Raw genomic sequence first — 17,279 nt, 5'->3', positions numbered from 1 at the left:
ACTGATGCTCTGGTCAACAGTTTTTTGAACTTCGGATAACCTTTTTTGCCTGCTACTTTCTGTTTGCAGTTATCAAAGAATCTCGATATAGCAAACCAGGCTCGTTCAGCCATTGCCTGTCTTGCCATTGAGTTAAGTTTCTTAACCCAAGGAAATTCAGGGTTGTCAGCTAGAACTTTGCAGTATTTGTTCAAGTCCATGCCGTTTACTCCTGGATTATCCATCCAGTATCGCAACGCTTTATTACGAACAAAAAGCCCAGTCCGCAACATCTCATCAAGGATGTGGTACTGGGCTTCTGTTCCTTTTAGCTTTGCTTCGTAAACTAGCATTTTATAGAAACGTGCTGTGTAAATATAGTAACATGATTTGTTAAAATTGGGTACATCGAGTACCCAATTTTAACCCGCCTTTCATCCCAACACCAAGCAGAAGCTGCTATGGTGTGGGTCTGACCAGCGGGTAGATAACTAGATTTAGTTCACCCCAAACGTATTAACTCACCTTGTGACCAAAATCACTTTGATGCACAAGTGAAGTCACATTTGCTCTAGCTCTTGAATCACTGCCCCAAAAGCTTACAGTCACTATAAGATAAACCCTCCTGTCACTTAATAGTTTTCAGGAATAATTCATAGTGAGAATATGGAGTTCTAGGGGTCAAGATGTCAGACAAGTCGCTTCTCCCACAAATTACTGTTAACTCAACTCAGGTTTTGACCCAGTTGAGTAGCGGACAGTTGCTGACGATCGATCCTCGTCGCCGGGGTGGATTGATCGTCTGCAAACGCCACCACGCAGAATTTGCGGGGCCAGGGTCAGCAGTCGGCGGTGTGTGCGACATAGACTGTCGCAAAGTCATTCCCGTTGGCGATCTCGCTTTGGCTCATCCAGAATCTTATCAAGAACGGCAGAAAGCTTATGCCATGAGGCAAAAGTGGTTCCGCTTCACTCAAAAGGCGATGGAGAGTTCAGTACCTCTACAGCGGGCACAGGCGATTTTATTCCTGCTAGATAAATATTTCGGCTCTGAAACTGTCAACCATCTGCCTGATGAGGTATTAGGTCAGCTGGTAGGAGTTTTGCCGAAAACTATGAAAATGGGACGCCAGTTTAGGGCGAATTTGCCCCAAAGCAAACAACAGGATGCCAAACTTGTGCGGGTGTGACCGATATTATTCTTGATAACGCTAGGCTAGAGCCAGCCAACCCCACACAAACACCGCAGTTGCCAAAAAGCTTAAAGACATCATTATACCGGCTGGCATGAATTTCCGGGTACGGATTAGACGGGTAATAAAAACTACTACCAAAACCGCTCCTATCACAATTGCTATTGCCAATCCTGTTTCCGGTTTTGTCGTGGCAAAAAACCATGCAACTAGAAGCGCTGCACCGCTAACCAGACCAGTAATTAGCGACATATTGCTTTTTGCTTTGATGTAGCCGAATACACCACCCAAAGCAACGGCTAAAGCATAAACTAGAATAGACCAGACTGCGATTCGATCCATATGGTTGATTTAATTAACCTTAATTAGGAGGTTAGGTGTTATGACTTTACACGATTTGGGAATGCTGTTGCTACTACTAAGCCCCGGTCTTTTACTTTCGCTTCTAATCATGGTTTCTTTCGCAGCAGGCGGTTGAGCGGTTCTGGCTGTTTGGAAAAAGTCTCGATCGCACACGCCGGTATAGCGATCGAATTCCAGACCCCTGTAAGGGACTTCCACTCACCTTGACAAGCCCCAACTTGCTGACTCTCTCTGTTGGGGCAAGTCAAGGAATCAGAGATTTTTTTTTACTACAGATGGAAGACAGATGCGTAGAGCATGATCGATCGAATGGGTAACTGGACTCAAAATCTGAAAGGATTGCTAAATTTGTTTTTGCAATCCAGCTGTCCTTTATGTCAGCGTCCGACGCCTAAAGAATTTTGTCCAGATTGTCAGCGACAACTAGAACGCTGTCAGATGCCCAAACCTGACAAGTTCTTTAGCACAGAACGGCCTGTTTTTGCTTGGGGTGTGTATGGAGGGGCGCTCAAACGGGCGCTAAAGGTACTCAAATACGAAAATCAACCCCAAGTGGCTCAGCCTTTGGGGTACTGGCTTGCGGAAGCTTGGCTGAAATCTTCTCTTGCTGCTGGTACAAAGCTGACGGTGGTGCCGATTCCACTTCATGCCAACAAGCAGCAGGAAAGAGGTTACAATCAGGCAGAGTTGCTGGCAGAAAGTTTTTGCAAGCTAACTGGGTTGCCTTTACAACGGCATGGCTTAGAACGGGTGCGCGATACGAAACCGCAGTTTGGCTTGTCTGCGGTAGAGCGAAAACAAAATCTGGCTGGGGCGTTTGTATTGGGAAAAGATTTCGATCGCACTCGTCCTGCTACACCGATTCTGTTGTTAGATGACATTTATACAAGTGGGGAGACTGTACAGTCTGCTACTGATACCTTGCGCCAACATAGAATTCGAGTGTATGGCATAGCTGCGATCGCGTCCCCACAGCAAGCTATTTCTTTTGAGCGCACTAAACCTGTAAACTAAGCCAGCAGACTACAGTCATCTGTAATAGCTGACACTCCGGGTCTTTCGGAATTATTATGCTAATGTTCAACATGAACATTTTTGTAGGACAGGGCATCATAAATATGTCGGTCATCCGAAAATTTTAATGATACCGTGTCCCTACTACAGTATATTTGACAGGAAAGAACCGTCAAAATTGACAAATTCGCTTTTTTTGCCAAAATATAGCGCTCCATCATGATTCACGCTTTTGCTGCTCGGTTTAGCCAAGTCCTGCTCGTTCCTGCAACCCTGTTGGCAGTTGGTATGAGTGCCATAACAGTTCGGGCTCAAAGCCAGTTGTATAACCCTATCACCTTACCTGCTAATAATGAAATTACGGACAACCTGTCGGACAAAGATATTCCCACCGGACAGGGCGGGTTTGCCCGCGACTATGTTGTGACTTTGACTGCTGGAGATAATTTAGCGATCGATGTGACGTCTGAAGGCTTTGACACCATTGTCACGTTGCTGGCAAAAAATGGCACGACGGTAGTAGAAAATGATGATGGGCCAGACGGCAGCACCAACTCGCTTCTGTTCACGCGCATTAAAGAGGCCGGGACTTACATTATTAGAGTGCGGGCTTTTGGTGAAACGGCAGGTGGTGAATTTAAGCTCAAGGTAACGCGCCTGCGACCGATTTAGCCTACATTCCGCACCCTCAACTGTCACACAACGAATTTTTGGGGACTGGTGACTGGTGACTGGTGACTGGGTAGAAGAATTTCGGTATTTAAATGTGCTAAAAATTACAAAATACGCGCTCTAAATTCCGAAAAAACCGAATGTGACAGTACAGGGTGCGGAATGTGGGTTTAGTCAAAAGTCAAAAGTCAAAAGTCAAAAGAAAAAAAGGGATCGGGGAAGAGGGGGAGAGGGGGATAGGGGAAATTTCAGATTTTAGATTTCAGATTTTAAATCTAAAATCTAAAATCTAAAATCTAAAATGACTGGGGGCATCATCCTTCTAAAGTCCGGTGAGGAGACAGAGTAATAACGCTTCAGTCCACTCCACGACAGCTCCATAAGTATCGCCGGTATGACCGCCTAATTTGTGATTAAACCAGGCACCCGTGAGAACGGCGATCGCACTTCCGCCGAAAGCCATACCAGCTGCTATCAACCAGTTGCGATCGTCCAAAATGAGTAAAAACCCGCTCAATCCTAGCAGCGCCAGGAATCCCGGCACCAGATCGTAGGCTGAATGGTTCGATTCCTTGTGAATTGCCCCTTTACCTGTGGGCTTGAGGTAGGGATAACAAATAATTGCCACCAATTGCCCCCAGCGTCCCCAGCCCGCCGCTGCCATCAAAGCCAACCAGCGGTGGGATTCGATGTCTGCCAGGGCAGATGTTTTGAGTAGCAAGAGTGCGATCGCCGCCATCGCGCCAAAAGCACCCGTAACGCTGTCAGACATTACCTCAAGGCGACGTTGCGGATCTGGCACCGCCAGTCCATCAGCAGTATCCATTGCACCATCAAGATGCAGTCCGCCCGTCAGGGCAATTCCAGCCACCACTACCAAGGCAGACTTAGTGAATGCGGGCATACCCAGCAGATGCAGCCCAGCATCCAGCAGCCCCAAAATTCCCCCAATCATCAGTCCGACGAGTGGTGCGAGGCGGGCTATGCCCGGAAAAGCCAGCGTCCAAGAGGTTGGGACGGGCAGACAAGTATAAAAAGCGATCGCAGCAGCAAGCGTACTTGTCTGCTGATGCCAAAACCGACCAACCCCTTTAACCCACCGTCTATTACTCATACTTAATTACCTATAATGCTCTCGATCACTTGCTGCCACATTTTCGCGTCCGGGTTGTTCATGGTTCATGGTTCATAGTTAATTGCCATGAACTCTCATAAGTGAAAAATGTCAATCTCAGACCAAATCCGCAACGATTACCCCCCTTATGTCTCTAGGCTGTAGAGACAATTCATGAATTGTCCCTACAATGTTTAGGCCAAAAATTCTCATGGGGTAACCAACCCGGATTTGGTATCAGGCCGCGCAAAGTATATTTTGCCAGCATATCAAAGGGCAAAACAAAGATAAGAATTGTAATTTGCATTTTCCCCCGCTCACCCGCTCACCCACTGACCCCCTCCCATCTGCACTTACTTTTACCTGTTGAGTCCGCGCATTCAGTATTTCCCGCAGTGAATTACGTAAATTTAATGATGGGTTGCTTAAAAAATCTAGGATAAGATAGTCTCGTCCATTCTGCCTGTCTAGCAGGCATTCGCAAAATCTTTGTTGAGATTGCCAGCAAATTTCATTTTTTCTCACGATTTTTACACTTGAGCTGCCCCTAACCTTATATACCCGCTGGCAAGTATTTATTTAATTTATAGGTCGCACGCTTTCTCTCTCAAAGATTAAGTTGGTATGTAGGGCTTGACCCTGCTGTTGCATTTAACCATTTACTGTCAATATGAAGGCTCATCGAGACCAGAGGCATTTTACTTATGAGTCAAGATCAATTTCCTACCCAGCTGCCTGCCCCCTGCATTATAGATACCGGGGTTATCATTCACAAGTTAGATATGCGGAGAATTTTAACGGATTTGCACCATGTCCGTTATCTCCACATCCAGGACGATCGTTTACACAGTGAGGGAGAAGGGTATGTGCTGGACGTTTTTGCCGATGACCGTCGGGCAACTGTAGTTGCCAACCATGCGCTTTATCTCAACGTCTATAGTTTTGATTACCTAGAGCTGCAACAGTCGCCAGAGTGCGAATGTTATTTCGATCTGGTGCAAGAGAATCGCCGATTGCGACTTATTCCGCTCTCGAATCCGCTGCAAGAAAGAGGAACTGAGAATTTAAACGATGCTGACCTGGAAGCTGTCGTGGATCAAGTCCTTTCAGCTAAGTGGGATCTTAATATTGACGATGATAGCGATTACTCGTTTTAAGTGTTTGGATTGAATTAACTTTGAGTTCCAGTTTTAAATTTCAATGTCAGGCTTGCTGCTCCCATACCCAGGCGCGAGCTGGAGTGTTTTCGACGCCTCACGGGCTGGTAGAAACGCCTCGTTTTATGCCGGTGGGAACGTTGGCTAATGTCAAAACTGTGACAGCGGCTCAATTGCAGGCTACAGGGGCGCAGATGGTGTTAGCGAATACTTATCATCTGCATCTCCAACCGGGAGAAGGTATTGTGGCAGGTGCTGGTGGTCTGCATCGGTTTATGGGGTGGGATGGGCCGATGCTGACGGATTCCGGCGGCTTCCAGGTATTCAGTTTAAGCAAAATGCGTAAAATCACGGAAGAGGGGGTAACTTTCCGTTCTCCTCGTGATGGAAGACTTATTGAATTGACGCCGGAGCGATCGATCCAAATTCAAAATACGCTGGGTGCTGATGTAATTATGGCGTTCGATGAGTGTCCGCCTTATCCCTGCGAACGGGAAGTTATGGAGGCGTCTGTAGCCCGCACTTACCGCTGGTTGGAACGGTGTATAGGGGCTCATCAGCGTGCCGATCAGGCTCTGTTTGGGATTGTTCAGGGAGGTGTTTATCTGGATTTGCGACAGCAAGCTGCTGCATCTTTGGCCCAGTTGGATTTACCTGGTTATGCGATCGGCGGTGTGAGTGTGGGGGAACCCCCAGAATTGATTGAAAAGATCGTCAAAGCTACGACACCCCTGCTACCGCCAGAAAAGCCTCGTTATTTGATGGGGATCGGTACTTATCGAGAAATGGCACAAGCTATAGCTGCTGGTGTGGATCTGTTTGACTGCGTGATTCCGACGCGGTTTGGGCGTCACGGTGCTGCTTTGGTACAGGGGGAACGCTGGAACCTGAGAAATGCTCAGTTTCGGGAAGATTTTACGCCTTTGGATGCTAGTTGTGGTTGTTATACCTGTCAGAACTTCAGCCGCGCTTATTTGTGTCATTTGGTGCGAGCAAAGGAGATTCTAGGTTACACTCTGTTGTCGATTCACAATCTCACGGAACTGGTGAGCTTTACCCAGCGGATACGAGAGGCGATTTTGTGCGATCGCTTTACGACGGAATTTGCCCAGTGGCTTGCTCCCGCAGCGGCATCAGTGTGAGCTGCCCATGTTAAGATCTATGGCGATTATGAAATTTGTGTTGGATAGGAAGGTTAATACATGGAAGCGGCGCTCTTGTTAGCAAAACTGCCCGAAGCTTTTTCAGTCTTCGATCCCCTGGTAGACGTTCTACCTGTCATTCCCGTGTTTTTCCTGCTGCTGGCTTTCGTTTGGCAAGCGGCTGTTGGTTTCAGATAAGCCGATATATAGTATCACCGAAAAACAAAAGGGTGGCTATTCCAGAAATGGGGTAGCCGCTTTTTTTGGTCCGATCGCCACCCAGAAACCCGGTTTCTTCAAGAAACCGGGTTTCTTATTGGATTTTGGATAAACATCTACATCTCCCTGACGTAATCCAGTTTTAATTTGTCGAGCTAATATCCAAATTTTCAATGCTTGCAATGCTCTCAAGATATCCAAAGATACTTGCAAATAGAAGGAATTAATGGTAACTTAATAAAAATCAGCACTAATACAGACAGATTACCTTTTTCAATTATAACTAATCCGGCGGGAAGCGATCGACAAGTTGCTCTCAACGGTTTTCATCAAGGCGTAGTTGTTCAGATTGAAACTGAATTAGGAAGAATTGAAACAGTTTTTGATAACCTATATCCTGACGGAATTCCTAAACAGGAGTGGCTCAATAGTTTTGGCGGGCCTTTGGTAGAAGATTTTAATGGCAAATTTACGGTGACGGAAACACAGCTTTAATTTGGCTATAATTTATATAGTTGATAAATTGAATAGGGAGAGGTTCGCGATGGATTATCTAGGTAATGTGCTAGAAAAAATAAAAAAGAAACCTGCCGCCTATTTGGGTAGACCCTCAATCGTTTGTCTTCAGGCTTTTTTATCGGGATATAATGTAGCGCAGTACCAACTTGGTGTACCTTTAACAGCAGAAAACCCGCTGGATGGATTTCAAGAATGGATTCAGCAAAAATTTGGGATGGAATCTTCTCAATGTTGGGCTAACATAATTTTGTTCTTTTCTCAGGATGAGAGGGATGCACTAGATAGATTTTTTGAATTATTTGAAGAATTTCAACAATAGGAAAAAAGTTCGGCAAGTACTGTTTTTGATAGGGAGATACTGTTATGATAGAATTGAGTGTCGCTGATTTTGAGGCAAGTCTGAATCAAATTCTCAGTCAGGTGGAACGGGGAGAAGAAGTGATTATTACTCGTCAAGGAAAGGCGATCGCTAAATTATCTACTATTGGGCAAGAATTAATCGATCGCTCAAACGTTCCTGGAAAGATTAAGGGAAAGCTGAAATCCCGATCTCAGCTGAGGAGAAACCAACCAATAGCTGCAACCAGTAGCCTAGAAACTTTGCAAACTCTACGCAGTGAGGCTAGGTATTGATTTATTTAGATACCAGTTTTCTAGCTCCCTTTTATATCCACGAAGCTACTAGCGATCGCGTTGAGAATGTGTTGCTGGCTGTTCCTGCTGGTGAATTAGCTATTAGTGATTGGACGCGGGTGGAGTTTGCTAGCCTATTAACCCGTCGAATTCGCATGGGAGAATTAACCCAGGAAATAGTAGAAGAAACCATGAGAGCGTTTCAGGCTGATGTTGCGGAATTTTATGCCATATTTGAAGTTAACACAGAGGATTTCGAGCGAGCAACTCAGTTTTTGTTGCAAGGCAATACGGGGTTACGCGCTGGCGATGCACTGCATTTAGCTATTGGCTACAATCGTAAGGTAGAAAACATTTTATCGCTAGATCGGAATCTAATTGCTGCTGCCCAAACTTTGGGAATAACTGCTAGTTCTGGTGGAGTGTATGAGATATAAAAAAAATTAATAATTCCCTAATAATCTGGGGGTGAAGGGATGGGTGCGATCGCACTTAAATTAAAGAATAGGAAAGGAAGTGCGATCTTTTCAGCCAACTCACTTTCAATACACAGTTAATGCGATCGCTTCTTTACATCAGGCTGTAGGGTGCGTCAGCCGCCCAAAATTAGTGATACTCTCCAAAATTTGGCGACCTGACGCACCCTACTTAATATAATTAGCAACTTGAGTTAGTATAATTAAAAAGAGATTAGTGAGTTAGGAGCAATTTATGAATGTATCGTTAAGAGGAGAGCTAGAACAGTTTATCGACGAGCGGGTAAAAAGCGGTAGATATTCATCTGCTGATGAGGTGGTAGAAGAAGCGTTGTGGCTATTGAGGGAACGCGATCGCACTCAGTCAGAGCATTTGGCCGAATTGAAGGCAAAAATCAGAGAAGGTATTGAAGAACTCGATCGCGGTGAAGGAATTGATGGGGAAGAGGTATTTGCCGAACTTGAGGAAGATAGTCGGCGAATTGAAGCGGAAATGGCACAACTAGAGCAAGCTAAATAATGAGTCGATATATCTTAGCTCCTTCAGCTAGATTAAACTTGAGGGAAATTAACACATATCTGACGAGGAGAAATCCTCAAGCTGCTAGAAGTCTGAGGGAGAAATTTAAACAACAGTTCAAGCTGTTGGCTGATTTTCCAGTAATGGGTCAAAATCGTGATGATTTGCAGTCAGGACTGCGAAGTTTTCCTGTGGATAATTACTTGATATTTTATCGCCAGGTTGCTGGCGGTGTTGAAATTGTGCGGGTTGTCAGCGGCTACCGCGATTTAGAAATCCTTTTTCCAAATCAAGATGCTGGTGAAGAAGAATAAAGTTTCCCGAAAAGCGATCGCACTTTGGAGGATGAGAGAAAATGGCTTTTGTCAGCTACGCGATCGCACTTGGATTAAAGGATAGGAAAGGGAGTGCGATCGAACTTTTCAGCCACTTCACCTTCTACACATTTGAATTGTAGCAAAAACCTAGTTATTATTATTGTCTTCAATATCTAATTCTTGGATTGATAGTTCTGAAGGTAGCGGTACAGTTATTTGTAGAAACACTTTGATGTTATATTTTTCATAAAATATATTAGTTATATTAACTGTACTATTTTCGGGTAAACAATTACTAACTGGCATCTTAGAAGAAGACTGACTTTTATATCCTGCATCATCAAGCCATTCAGTAATATTTCGCCAGTTTTCTATCTTTTCGTTACATTTATCCACCAAACTTTTAACGTACCTATAAATACTGGCACAGAGATCGGTTTCAACTCCCTTAGTATTTTTACCTAGTTTTTCCGCTATTTCAGTGGGACTATGACCACAAAGTAACCCCCGCAGATGTAGCTTTTCAACGGGGGTGAGGCGCTTTCCCTTCACAGATGCCAAGTCTGCGTACAGAGTTTCTAAGTCCCAGTGGTTTGCCGCTTGGGTAAACTGCTCGTCAGTAGATGCCATAGATGGGGGGGTATGAAAATTACTGATGAGATTCTAACATATTTCCTGATGTATATCAGGAAATAGCTGAGCTTGGCTATATTACAATCAGGTTAATGGCTAAAAACTTATAAACCGATTTTGACAGGAGCAACAAGGCATTAACAAGCTTAAAAGTATCAATTGTTACATTTTAGTAAGGTCAATCAGCAAAAGCCAGTCATTTATGCAGGTGGTTTATGGGCTTATTCGATAGACGAAAACCTAAACAAAAAAAACAAAAAAACCTACATGATATGGAAGAAGAAGTTATTAAAGTTTCCGATGATATCCAATTAACAGTAAGAGGTATTCCTTCAGACTTAGAACCAGAAAAGCGTAAGGCAATATTTGAAAGCTTAATACGCAATACGATTTCACGTCTTCCCGAACGTGCATATAACCCAGGTGAAAATATTTACCAAGGTAAAGCAAGTTTACGAATTAATGATGAGATGTGCGACATTGTTTATTCACTAGATGCCATTCGCGTGTTAACTGCATTAAAAGTCTACAAAGATGCTTTTGACCTTATAAATTCAGGAGCAAGAGAAGGGATTTACGATCCCGATTTGGCTAAATTGACAGCCGATTACATCAAACAATCAGCTTGGGAGGAAGTGCAGTCAGTAAAAAAACATAATCACAATTCGGCACTAATAATACAGCAAATTGACGAAAACATGGAAGTTGCGATTGAAGGACTTCCTGAATCGATAATAACGCCAATAATTCGGACAGAGGTAGTTTCAAAATTAGTCAAAGATAACATTCCACCAGGCTCTAGTAGTTTGCCATCGGCAATCATAGATAATTCAAAAACTACTACCTTGAAAATTGGTAGCCAACTCTATGAGGTTCATTATGTATTTCGCGCCAAACGCCATCGCTCAAATTGATAATGCAGTTGATAATTCAAAGTAAAATAACATCATAGTTGATAAGGATTAGCGAAAATGGATAACTCCGTTGTTAGAGAGCAAATTGGCACTGGTCTTGAAGTGATAATGGAAGGACTCCCTCAATCTGTAATGACACCAGCAGTTCAGGCACAGGCGGCTTTAGCATTAGTTAAGCATGGCATTCCGGCAGCGGGTAGTTATACTGCCGGAGTTATAGGGGGAATACGATACGCTACGTTAAAGGTTGGTAATGAATACTATAAACTGAAGTATTCATTTATTGTTATGCGTGCTATTACTGCTCTTGAAATTTTTAATGAAGCTACTCAATGGATTGAGTTTCAGAAATTGAAAGGAAGTGTAGATCCAAAACTGGCAGACCTAACTACAAAATATTTGTATGATCAACTAGACCAAGAGTTCAAAAAGTTTTTAAATGGGTAAAAAATGGCGACAATAACTATAAAATTAGGAAATGAAGCCGACTTAATTATTGATGAACCAAACTCAGCATCTTCCGGGGATCGTGCCATAATTGTTACTTCAGCAATTGCCCAAGCTTTTTCAGATTCAACAAGCCTAAGCCCTTCTACACGAACTGGATTCTTGCCGATTACAATCGGATCTAAAGTTTTCCGTATTTATTATGAACTCCGAGTCAAACGGATAATGAATGCTTTGACTGCATATTCTGAAGCAATTAGTCACATTGAACAAAATCCTCATCTTTACGACCAGCGTTTGGCTCGTAAAGCAATTGAAGTTTTGCGGGAGTGTTACAATGACCGCCTGGGATGATAATTTACGCAAGGCAATAATTTTAGCAGCATGAGCGATAGAGATAGAATAAATAAACTATTAAAAGTTCTTCGAGAGGGATCGGAAGCTGTTCGTCGTAATCCCAGCGATAATAACTATAAGCGTTTTGAAAAGGAAATTGAAAGAGCGGGTCAAAGAACAAACCCTTGGCGTTGGGTTATAGGTTTGACTGTTTCCGGCATAGTTGCTTTATTATTTATTTATATAGTGAAACAATCTCATAAAAATTATTCGCAAAAAAATAATAAAAATTATTCTTTTAATTTCCCTATGACTGCTTGCGGAGATAAAACATCTGGCGGTACTAACAGATGGTATCCTATTTATATCAATTACAACCAACAAGATTTAATAAGAGTCCGTAAGTATTTTTGCTGTGATGCGTTTTACGATCCTGCTGTTGGTAAAATTCAAATAGCTTCATTTTATAATCGCTCAATAGCGGAGCAACTTGTCACGAAATTGAAAGCTGGTAATTTCAAAAGTGCCAAAGTGGGGGTCGGGGATGTGGTAACTACGTCACCATCTTCCAGTCAGAATAATTGCAAATAGTAATTGACCAAACTGAAAATATCTTAGTTTCCATATTGGAGAAATGCGATCGCACCTCATCCACCCTACCCAATCCCGCTAACTTTCTCTCTCCTACCTTCTCTAATTTCCCGCATCCGTTATTGATATTTTAACGCGATCGCCTCTCACTTTTGTAGTAAAATAAAAGTGCGATCGCACAGCCTACCATAGATATTCGCATCTTCTTCAAGCTGAGACAACTTTATCAGTTACCATGCCGCATTTTTCTGAAGAGTCCTCTATTTTATTAGCTGTTATTTCCTGGCGAATAGACTCAGTAATCGCGTCTATTACCCTCAATCGCTCATTCATTGATAACTCTAGAACTGGTTTCACCAATTTTTGCCAAGATAAGCCTTCTATATTTTCAAAAGACATATCTGTCATACCTGGGGAAGAAGTAGGTGAAACATTTTGCTCCAGAATTTTTTCTAAATCTTTACGGAGTGCCTCTAAAAACTTACAATCATTTCCCAGATCGGAAGCTTCATCTTCATCCTCATCTTCAATAACTTCGATCCGTTCTTCGTAACTATCGATCAGATGATCGATCGCTTCTATGATAAACCGGATGTCTTTAAATGAAAGATTCATATCAAATACCTTCATAACAATAAATTTTACTCAAACTTGACCCCTCTCTCCCTCGAAAAGCAAAATTTCCCTCTGATTCTGCTTAACTTATTTTATAGAAAGACGCGCCCATCAGTCGAAGGGCAGCTTTATATTCATCCATCGGCATTGGGTAACTCGGTGTCCATAACCAGTGGTCTTCGCGATCGTTCACTAATTTTAGTTCAGCCGTAATTTCAGTACCACTATCTAATTTCCACCAATTTTTACCATTTCCTAGAGTAGCAAATGTTGAGATTCCACCTGACAATCGACCTCCTTCTAAAGTAGGCAAAACCCACAGTTGACCTTCCTCTTCGTAAATATCGAGATCAAACCACTTGGAATATCTTCAATATAGATAATCTCAGCAATATCCTCAATTGTAACTCGATCGTGAATTTGAGCCTCAAAATAAAAGTGCTGCTCCTTAGCCTCCATTAAATCTGCTAAACTCGTAGCAGACGCTATAGCTTCTAGCCGCAACTGTAGATTTTCAGCATTACCTACAATATCTTCCCAAGAAACGAAAGATGCAATGTTAGCAGCCTCAAACATAGAAGGTTGCCTTAATCCTTCTCCACATTTTTCTATTGCTTGCTCTCGGCGTAATTCTAATTCGCTTACCCTGATGTAAGATTGTCCCCTGTCCACTACCTATTTTCCTAATTTACAGCACACCACAACTTGCCATGAACTTTTGGCAAGATGAGGCACATTTTAGCACTTGTTTTTCTCCTCCTCATCCATTTTACGGTAATATTCCTGCATTTCCGCATCAACTTCCCGCCGATAAGCTTCCATCTCAGAAACCATATCATTAAAAAGAGGATTATCCTTATACATCCCCGCAAACTTTATCCAAGGATTTTCTGATTTAGGTAAAGCCATTTGTTGCACAACAACTTCAGCATTTTCTAACCGCGCTTTTAAAAGCTGGTGTAAGGGCGAAGCACTTGGCTTTGTTATCTTATTGGTAATCACCAAAAATATCAGCGTAAGTGCTTCGCCCCTACCCAGTCCCCACCCCTAAAACAATAATGTTCAGGCGGGGTTTGGGGGTGCAAACACCTTTTGGAAAGCAGGTCGTTCGGATAGACGCTTCATGTAATCCAAGACATCTGGATAAGCACTCAAATCAAGCTTCAGCATCATCGGAATGTAGGCTAAAGTTGCCCCAACTGCCACATCTGCGACACTGAACTCTTCGCCAAGGAGATAAGGTTGCTGCTGAAAGATTTCATTCAATGCAGCCATGAGGATGGGCATTTCGCGATCGCGGTTGGCTTCCACAAAAACTCCCATCGCCAATGTGGAATTGGCAAACAACACCCATTGGGCGATCGCAGCCTTATACTCAGGCCCGACTGGGATATTGCCATATTTTTCAGCCAGATAAAGCAAAATTGCCCCTGACTCCCAAAGCTTCAAATCCCCATCCACTATGCTGGGAACTTTGCCGATTGGGTTAATCGCCAGGTATTCAGGCTGGCGGTGTTCCCCTTTTTGCATATCCAACATGACAAATTCGTAGGGAACACCCAATTCTTCCAGATACAATTGCACAATTGAAGCCCGACTGCGGGCACCGCCATATAGTTTCAACATCTTTCAACAAAATTGATTTACTAACGAGATTACGGATTGGGGGATTGGTAACTGGGAATTTAAGATTGAATTTAAATCTAAAATCTAAAATTGCCCAGTCCCTTTCAGAGTACTTTGTGAGTGTATTCGTGCTGTTTCACATTATCCTCTGTTCTCACAATGTGCTGAGAATTCAGCACGCGCTTGCGTTCGACAGAGTAGTTAAAGTCCTGGCGAGTAGTACCTTGCGGAATATGGGTTTGGGCAACGGGACGACGCTTGTAAGTGCGGACTGCGGCTAGGGCCCGTTCCACAAAGTCATCGCAGAACTGAGCCGACTGTGGAAATTCGGCTGGCTTTTGGGGTGTATCGCCTGCTAGTACCGCTCCCCAGGTCGTAGCGCAAGCCATTTGGTAAGAAGTAGGAATTCCTTTTACCAGGGCTTCCAGCGCGGCTGAGGGGATAGGCTCCACAATTGGAACTTGATGAACTTCTCCGTCTTCTTTAATAAAGCAGGTTGCCAAGCCGAGTACCAGGTAGTCATCTGCCGATACATCAGGGGCATTAGGATGCAGGGAACCAGTTTTCATCGTTCAAAGGATCGACAGTTGTATACCGTTGGATTTTACCGCTCAAAAGGTACAGTCGAACTTTCCGGATCTGTGGTACAAAGTGGCGATATACATTTCTGGGGGTTTGATGGTGTCTTGAGCCGTTTCGGGAATGCCTGACTTCGTGACTGTAGCTTGTACTTGGTAGACAAATTTGAAATTGACCACCAGTGTCATCGCTTGTTGAACAGATTAGCTACAATGTCCGTTTATCTTACTTAAGACACATCAGCAAGTGACACAACAGACAGATGATTTTGGGCAAGAAATTCATAAAGTGATGGTGTAGAGCCAAAAGTAGCGTTAAGGATCGCAAGGTCGCATGAAAGCTCGCTGTTTCCTAAAAAATCAAGATTGTTCTAAAAATCGGTGTCGATCGAATGTTGCACCAACATCGGCGGTGTCTCGTTCTAACCCCCGCGATTCTCAAAAGCGTCAAGGGATCGAGCTGAAAATGATTTACAGCCAAGGAGCTACGCAAATAGAGCCTGACTGGACTGGCTTACGCCGGGTCGCTCGCGATCGAGCGCAACAAGGCGATTACGCCCAGGCGATCGAGATTATGAACTGTTTGATTGACCGCAATCCCAGCGATGCCAATGATTATAACAATCGGGGGCTGGTTTATTTCCAGAGCGGTCAACTGGCGTCGGCGATCGCAGATTACGATCGGGCCATTCAACTCAATCCCCATTTGGCGGGTGCTTACAACAACCGGGCCAATTATTATGCCCAGCAAGGACAATTAATCGAAGCGATCGCAGACTACGATCGGGCTATCGACCTCAATCCAGTTCATGTCCGGGCTTGGATTAACCAAGGCATTACGTTTAGAGACCTAAAATTATACGAGCGAGCGATCGATAATTTTGACTTTGCGCTGCGACTGGGCCAACTAAAAGCTCACATCTGGGCAGAACGCGGTCGAACCTATCATCTGATGGGCGACTGGAATTATGCTCTAGCCGATTACCGACGCGCTTTAGAGGAATTACCAGTCAGTCGTCGTCGTCAGCAAGTAGAAACTTGGTTAAACGAGCTACTCAGTCCTTTACAATTCGGGCCGGAGAATTAAAAATTAAAAATGCAAAATTAAAAATCATTAACCTAGAGAAGTATCAAACCCCTAACTTTATCCAGGTCAGAAAAGGGAAGCGTTCGCTTCCCTTTTCTAATTTTTTTGCCCCTGACATGGGTGTACTCTTTACTTTGACACTCCCACACAATCAAGGATGTGGGATTCTTAAGACATTTCAGTCGTCAACCCTTAAGGGGATGAAGCCGTCTGTCCTGCTTCATCGGCATCGTTGGTATCCTTGTCTAGCAATACAATATTACGCCTTGTAGGATCGACTCGATTGCTCAGATCCTGCATATTAGTTTTTGTTTGCTTTGGATCGAACAAATTCCCAAAATTGGTTTGCAAACGATTTACTCGTTCTTCTGTTTGCTTCACTTGCACTCTGATTTCCTGCAACTTGCCTTGCACGGATTTGTGATAAGGCAACAGTTGTACTAGAGCCACAATGGCTGCTGATGAGAGTATGACATTAACCGCCAACTTGGCGGTTGTTTCCAGAGCTAGAGCAGTAGTAGCCTGATGTTGCTGGCGTCGCCGACGAGGGCGAGCAACTCTACGGGGTTCTATAGGTTGCAGAGGTGGTCTTGACGGTTGAATGGCGTTCATGATCCTGATTGTGAAGCTCAAAGAGTGGGCGATTGCGCTGTCCCGTTCAGCTGCACCGCAGTAAGCTAGCAGCAGCGTCCATACTAGCAGTTGAACGCTGCTGCTACCAGACTGTTTACACCCTAAGGTGGCTCACGCCTGGAAATTTTGCTTTTGATTAAGCGGACGGGCTAGGAGCCCCATCCCAGAGGTGCCAAAAAGGCACCTCTGGGCAAGTTCGGTAAGGTCGGCTATTGCGTCCCATTACCTCACCAGTTGTTTACTTATACAGTTCCGTTGCAAGACGGAAAGCCAGAATGCCTGGAATCAGTGCCACAACGAGGGCCACGAAAACTTGGGTATCGGATAAAGACATAATTTGCTTGTCTCCTAAAATCTAGGGCTTGTTCGTTCACCAATTTCAGCCAAAGAAGCCCCTTGATGGAATAGGTTGTAACAAGTTGCAACAAAAGCTAAGCTAGAAGCAGTGGTGCAGAGGAACAGAGGGGCAGATCTTGGTGTCCCTGGTTTGCTCTACGCTAA

The 17,279-nt window shown here is 43.9% G+C and carries 28 protein-coding genes and 2 pseudogenes; 17 read left to right on the top strand and 13 right to left on the bottom strand.

All coding sequences use genetic code 11. The features are described 5' to 3' along the window. Positions 1–332: pseudogene (locus LAY41_RS26895) on the bottom strand (RNA-guided endonuclease TnpB family protein); the annotation flags it as partial. A 333-nt stretch (positions 333–665) separates the two neighbouring features. On the opposite strand from LAY41_RS26895, the gene LAY41_RS26890 reads away from it, so the two are divergent. Next, complete coding sequence (locus LAY41_RS26890) at positions 666–1,169, top strand: hypothetical protein (RefSeq protein ID WP_249104813.1); 504 nt, start codon at positions 666–668, stop codon at positions 1,167–1,169. A 21-nt stretch (positions 1,170–1,190) separates the two neighbouring features. On the opposite strand, the gene LAY41_RS26885 is transcribed toward LAY41_RS26890, so the two are convergent. Then, positions 1,191–1,514 (bottom strand): TMEM14 family protein, encoded by a 324-nt coding sequence (locus LAY41_RS26885; RefSeq protein ID WP_249104810.1) that lies wholly within the window; start codon positions 1,512–1,514, stop codon positions 1,191–1,193. Positions 1,515–1,621: 107 nt separating this feature from the next. Beyond that, positions 1,622–1,783: a hypothetical protein gene (locus LAY41_RS26880; protein ID WP_249104808.1), complete on the bottom strand. Its 162-nt coding sequence runs from the start codon at positions 1,781–1,783 to the stop codon at positions 1,622–1,624. A gap of 49 nt (positions 1,784–1,832) precedes the next feature. Here LAY41_RS26880 and LAY41_RS26875 point away from each other — a divergent pair, with 49 nt between their 5' ends. Both LAY41_RS26875 and LAY41_RS26870 read left to right on the top strand, forming a co-directional pair. After that, positions 1,833–2,549, top strand: coding sequence for a ComF family protein (locus LAY41_RS26875; RefSeq protein WP_249104806.1), 717 nt, complete (start codon positions 1,833–1,835; stop codon positions 2,547–2,549). A 219-nt stretch (positions 2,550–2,768) separates the two neighbouring features. Beyond that, positions 2,769–3,221 (top strand): PPC domain-containing protein, encoded by a 453-nt coding sequence (locus LAY41_RS26870; protein WP_249104804.1) that lies wholly within the window; start codon positions 2,769–2,771, stop codon positions 3,219–3,221. Positions 3,222–3,543: 322 nt separating this feature from the next. On the opposite strand, the gene cobS is transcribed toward LAY41_RS26870, so the two are convergent. Beyond that, the gene (gene cobS / locus LAY41_RS26865) at positions 3,544–4,335 is read right to left on the bottom strand and encodes an adenosylcobinamide-GDP ribazoletransferase (protein ID WP_249104802.1); all 792 of its coding nucleotides are present in this window, start codon (positions 4,333–4,335) and stop codon (positions 3,544–3,546) included. Positions 4,336–5,039: 704 nt separating this feature from the next. Between cobS and LAY41_RS26860 the strand changes: the two genes are divergently transcribed. The 9 genes and pseudogenes from LAY41_RS26860 to LAY41_RS26820 all read left to right on the top strand — a co-directional run bounded on the left by LAY41_RS26860 (position 5,040) and on the right by LAY41_RS26820 (position 9,315). Beyond that, on the top strand, positions 5,040–5,492 hold the full coding sequence (locus LAY41_RS26860; RefSeq protein ID WP_249104800.1) for a hypothetical protein: 453 nt from the start codon (positions 5,040–5,042) through the stop codon (positions 5,490–5,492). 20 nt (positions 5,493–5,512) lie between these two features. Next, complete coding sequence (gene tgt, locus LAY41_RS26855; protein ID WP_249104798.1) at positions 5,513–6,634, top strand: tRNA guanosine(34) transglycosylase Tgt; 1,122 nt, start codon at positions 5,513–5,515, stop codon at positions 6,632–6,634. A 60-nt stretch (positions 6,635–6,694) separates the two neighbouring features. After that, positions 6,695–6,832 (top strand): photosystem II reaction center protein K, encoded by a 138-nt coding sequence (locus LAY41_RS26850; protein WP_249066251.1) that lies wholly within the window; start codon positions 6,695–6,697, stop codon positions 6,830–6,832. 192 nt (positions 6,833–7,024) lie between these two features. Continuing rightward, a pseudogene (locus LAY41_RS26845) lies at positions 7,025–7,348 on the top strand (papain fold toxin domain-containing protein); the annotation flags it as partial. 49 nt (positions 7,349–7,397) lie between these two features. Continuing rightward, on the top strand, positions 7,398–7,691 hold the full coding sequence (locus LAY41_RS26840) for a hypothetical protein (protein WP_249104794.1): 294 nt from the start codon (positions 7,398–7,400) through the stop codon (positions 7,689–7,691). A gap of 44 nt (positions 7,692–7,735) precedes the next feature. Next, positions 7,736–8,005, top strand: a complete 270-nt coding sequence (locus LAY41_RS26835; RefSeq protein WP_249104792.1) for a type II toxin-antitoxin system Phd/YefM family antitoxin — start codon at positions 7,736–7,738, stop codon at positions 8,003–8,005. Continuing rightward, positions 8,002–8,442 (top strand): type II toxin-antitoxin system VapC family toxin, encoded by a 441-nt coding sequence (locus LAY41_RS26830; protein WP_249104790.1) that lies wholly within the window; start codon positions 8,002–8,004, stop codon positions 8,440–8,442. Before LAY41_RS26835 ends, LAY41_RS26830 begins: the two co-directional genes overlap by 4 nt. A 274-nt stretch (positions 8,443–8,716) precedes the next feature. Further along, positions 8,717–9,001 (top strand): type II toxin-antitoxin system ParD family antitoxin, encoded by a 285-nt coding sequence (locus LAY41_RS26825; RefSeq protein WP_249104788.1) that lies wholly within the window; start codon positions 8,717–8,719, stop codon positions 8,999–9,001. Further along, positions 9,001–9,315, top strand: coding sequence for a type II toxin-antitoxin system RelE/ParE family toxin (locus LAY41_RS26820; protein ID WP_249066245.1), 315 nt, complete (start codon positions 9,001–9,003; stop codon positions 9,313–9,315). Before LAY41_RS26825 ends, LAY41_RS26820 begins: the two co-directional genes overlap by 1 nt. A gap of 150 nt (positions 9,316–9,465) precedes the next feature. Here LAY41_RS26820 and LAY41_RS26815 read toward each other — a convergent pair whose 3' ends face one another. Beyond that, positions 9,466–9,948, bottom strand: coding sequence for a helix-turn-helix transcriptional regulator (locus tag LAY41_RS26815; protein ID WP_249104786.1), 483 nt, complete (start codon positions 9,946–9,948; stop codon positions 9,466–9,468). A gap of 275 nt (positions 9,949–10,223) precedes the next feature. Here LAY41_RS26815 and LAY41_RS26810 point away from each other — a divergent pair, with 275 nt between their 5' ends. The 4 genes from LAY41_RS26810 to LAY41_RS26795 are packed head-to-tail and all read left to right on the top strand — an operon-like array spanning position 10,224 to position 12,239. Continuing rightward, positions 10,224–10,865, top strand: a complete 642-nt coding sequence (locus LAY41_RS26810) for a hypothetical protein (protein ID WP_249104784.1) — start codon at positions 10,224–10,226, stop codon at positions 10,863–10,865. Positions 10,866–10,922: 57 nt separating this feature from the next. Continuing rightward, positions 10,923–11,312, top strand: coding sequence for a hypothetical protein (locus LAY41_RS26805; protein WP_249104782.1), 390 nt, complete (start codon positions 10,923–10,925; stop codon positions 11,310–11,312). Positions 11,313–11,315: 3 nt separating this feature from the next. Beyond that, the gene (locus tag LAY41_RS26800) at positions 11,316–11,666 is read left to right on the top strand and encodes a hypothetical protein (protein ID WP_249104780.1); all 351 of its coding nucleotides are present in this window, start codon (positions 11,316–11,318) and stop codon (positions 11,664–11,666) included. Between the two features lie 30 nt (positions 11,667–11,696). Continuing rightward, positions 11,697–12,239 carry a hypothetical protein gene (locus LAY41_RS26795; RefSeq protein ID WP_249104777.1) on the top strand — a complete coding sequence of 181 codons (543 nt, stop codon included), beginning with the start codon at positions 11,697–11,699 and terminating at the stop codon, positions 12,237–12,239. A 207-nt stretch (positions 12,240–12,446) separates the two neighbouring features. Here the strand turns inward: LAY41_RS26795 and LAY41_RS26790 are convergent, their stop codons facing one another. The 6 genes from LAY41_RS26790 to LAY41_RS26765 form a co-directional block, all read right to left on the bottom strand. Then, positions 12,447–12,854: a hypothetical protein gene (locus tag LAY41_RS26790; RefSeq protein WP_249104775.1), complete on the bottom strand. Its 408-nt coding sequence runs from the start codon at positions 12,852–12,854 to the stop codon at positions 12,447–12,449. Between the two features lie 82 nt (positions 12,855–12,936). Then, entirely contained in the window at positions 12,937–13,167 is a 231-nt protein-coding gene (locus LAY41_RS26785) for a Tse2 family ADP-ribosyltransferase toxin (protein WP_249104773.1), read from the bottom strand. Continuing rightward, positions 13,155–13,526, bottom strand: coding sequence for a hypothetical protein (locus LAY41_RS26780; RefSeq protein WP_249104771.1), 372 nt, complete (start codon positions 13,524–13,526; stop codon positions 13,155–13,157). The genes LAY41_RS26785 and LAY41_RS26780 overlap by 13 nt, the downstream gene beginning before the upstream one ends. Positions 13,527–13,592: 66 nt before the next feature. Further along, the gene (locus LAY41_RS26775) at positions 13,593–13,856 is read right to left on the bottom strand and encodes a hypothetical protein (RefSeq protein ID WP_249104769.1); all 264 of its coding nucleotides are present in this window, start codon (positions 13,854–13,856) and stop codon (positions 13,593–13,595) included. 60 nt (positions 13,857–13,916) lie between these two features. Then, positions 13,917–14,480: a glutathione S-transferase family protein gene (locus LAY41_RS26770; RefSeq protein WP_249104766.1), complete on the bottom strand. Its 564-nt coding sequence runs from the start codon at positions 14,478–14,480 to the stop codon at positions 13,917–13,919. Between the two features lie 104 nt (positions 14,481–14,584). Next, positions 14,585–15,049: a hypothetical protein gene (locus tag LAY41_RS26765; RefSeq protein WP_249104765.1), complete on the bottom strand. Its 465-nt coding sequence runs from the start codon at positions 15,047–15,049 to the stop codon at positions 14,585–14,587. Between the two features lie 343 nt (positions 15,050–15,392). Here LAY41_RS26765 and LAY41_RS26760 point away from each other — a divergent pair, with 343 nt between their 5' ends. Then, positions 15,393–16,145: a tetratricopeptide repeat protein gene (locus LAY41_RS26760; protein ID WP_249104763.1), complete on the top strand. Its 753-nt coding sequence runs from the start codon at positions 15,393–15,395 to the stop codon at positions 16,143–16,145. A 192-nt stretch (positions 16,146–16,337) separates the two neighbouring features. Here the strand turns inward: LAY41_RS26760 and LAY41_RS26755 are convergent, their stop codons facing one another. Both LAY41_RS26755 and psaM read right to left on the bottom strand, forming a co-directional pair. After that, entirely contained in the window at positions 16,338–16,757 is a 420-nt protein-coding gene (locus LAY41_RS26755; protein ID WP_249104761.1) for a slr1601 family putative cell division protein, read from the bottom strand. Positions 16,758–17,016: 259 nt separating this feature from the next. Further along, positions 17,017–17,112 carry a photosystem I reaction center subunit XII gene (psaM, locus tag LAY41_RS26750; protein WP_071777246.1) on the bottom strand — a complete coding sequence of 32 codons (96 nt, stop codon included), beginning with the start codon at positions 17,110–17,112 and terminating at the stop codon, positions 17,017–17,019. Positions 17,113–17,279 lie beyond the last annotated feature (167 nt).

This window comes from Argonema galeatum A003/A1 (assembly GCF_023333595.1).
Classification (GTDB): domain Bacteria; phylum Cyanobacteriota; class Cyanobacteriia; order Cyanobacteriales; family Aerosakkonemataceae; genus Argonema; species Argonema galeatum.
The sequence above is the reverse complement of the archived record's forward strand: the minus strand, read 5'-3'. Positions and strand labels throughout refer to the sequence as shown.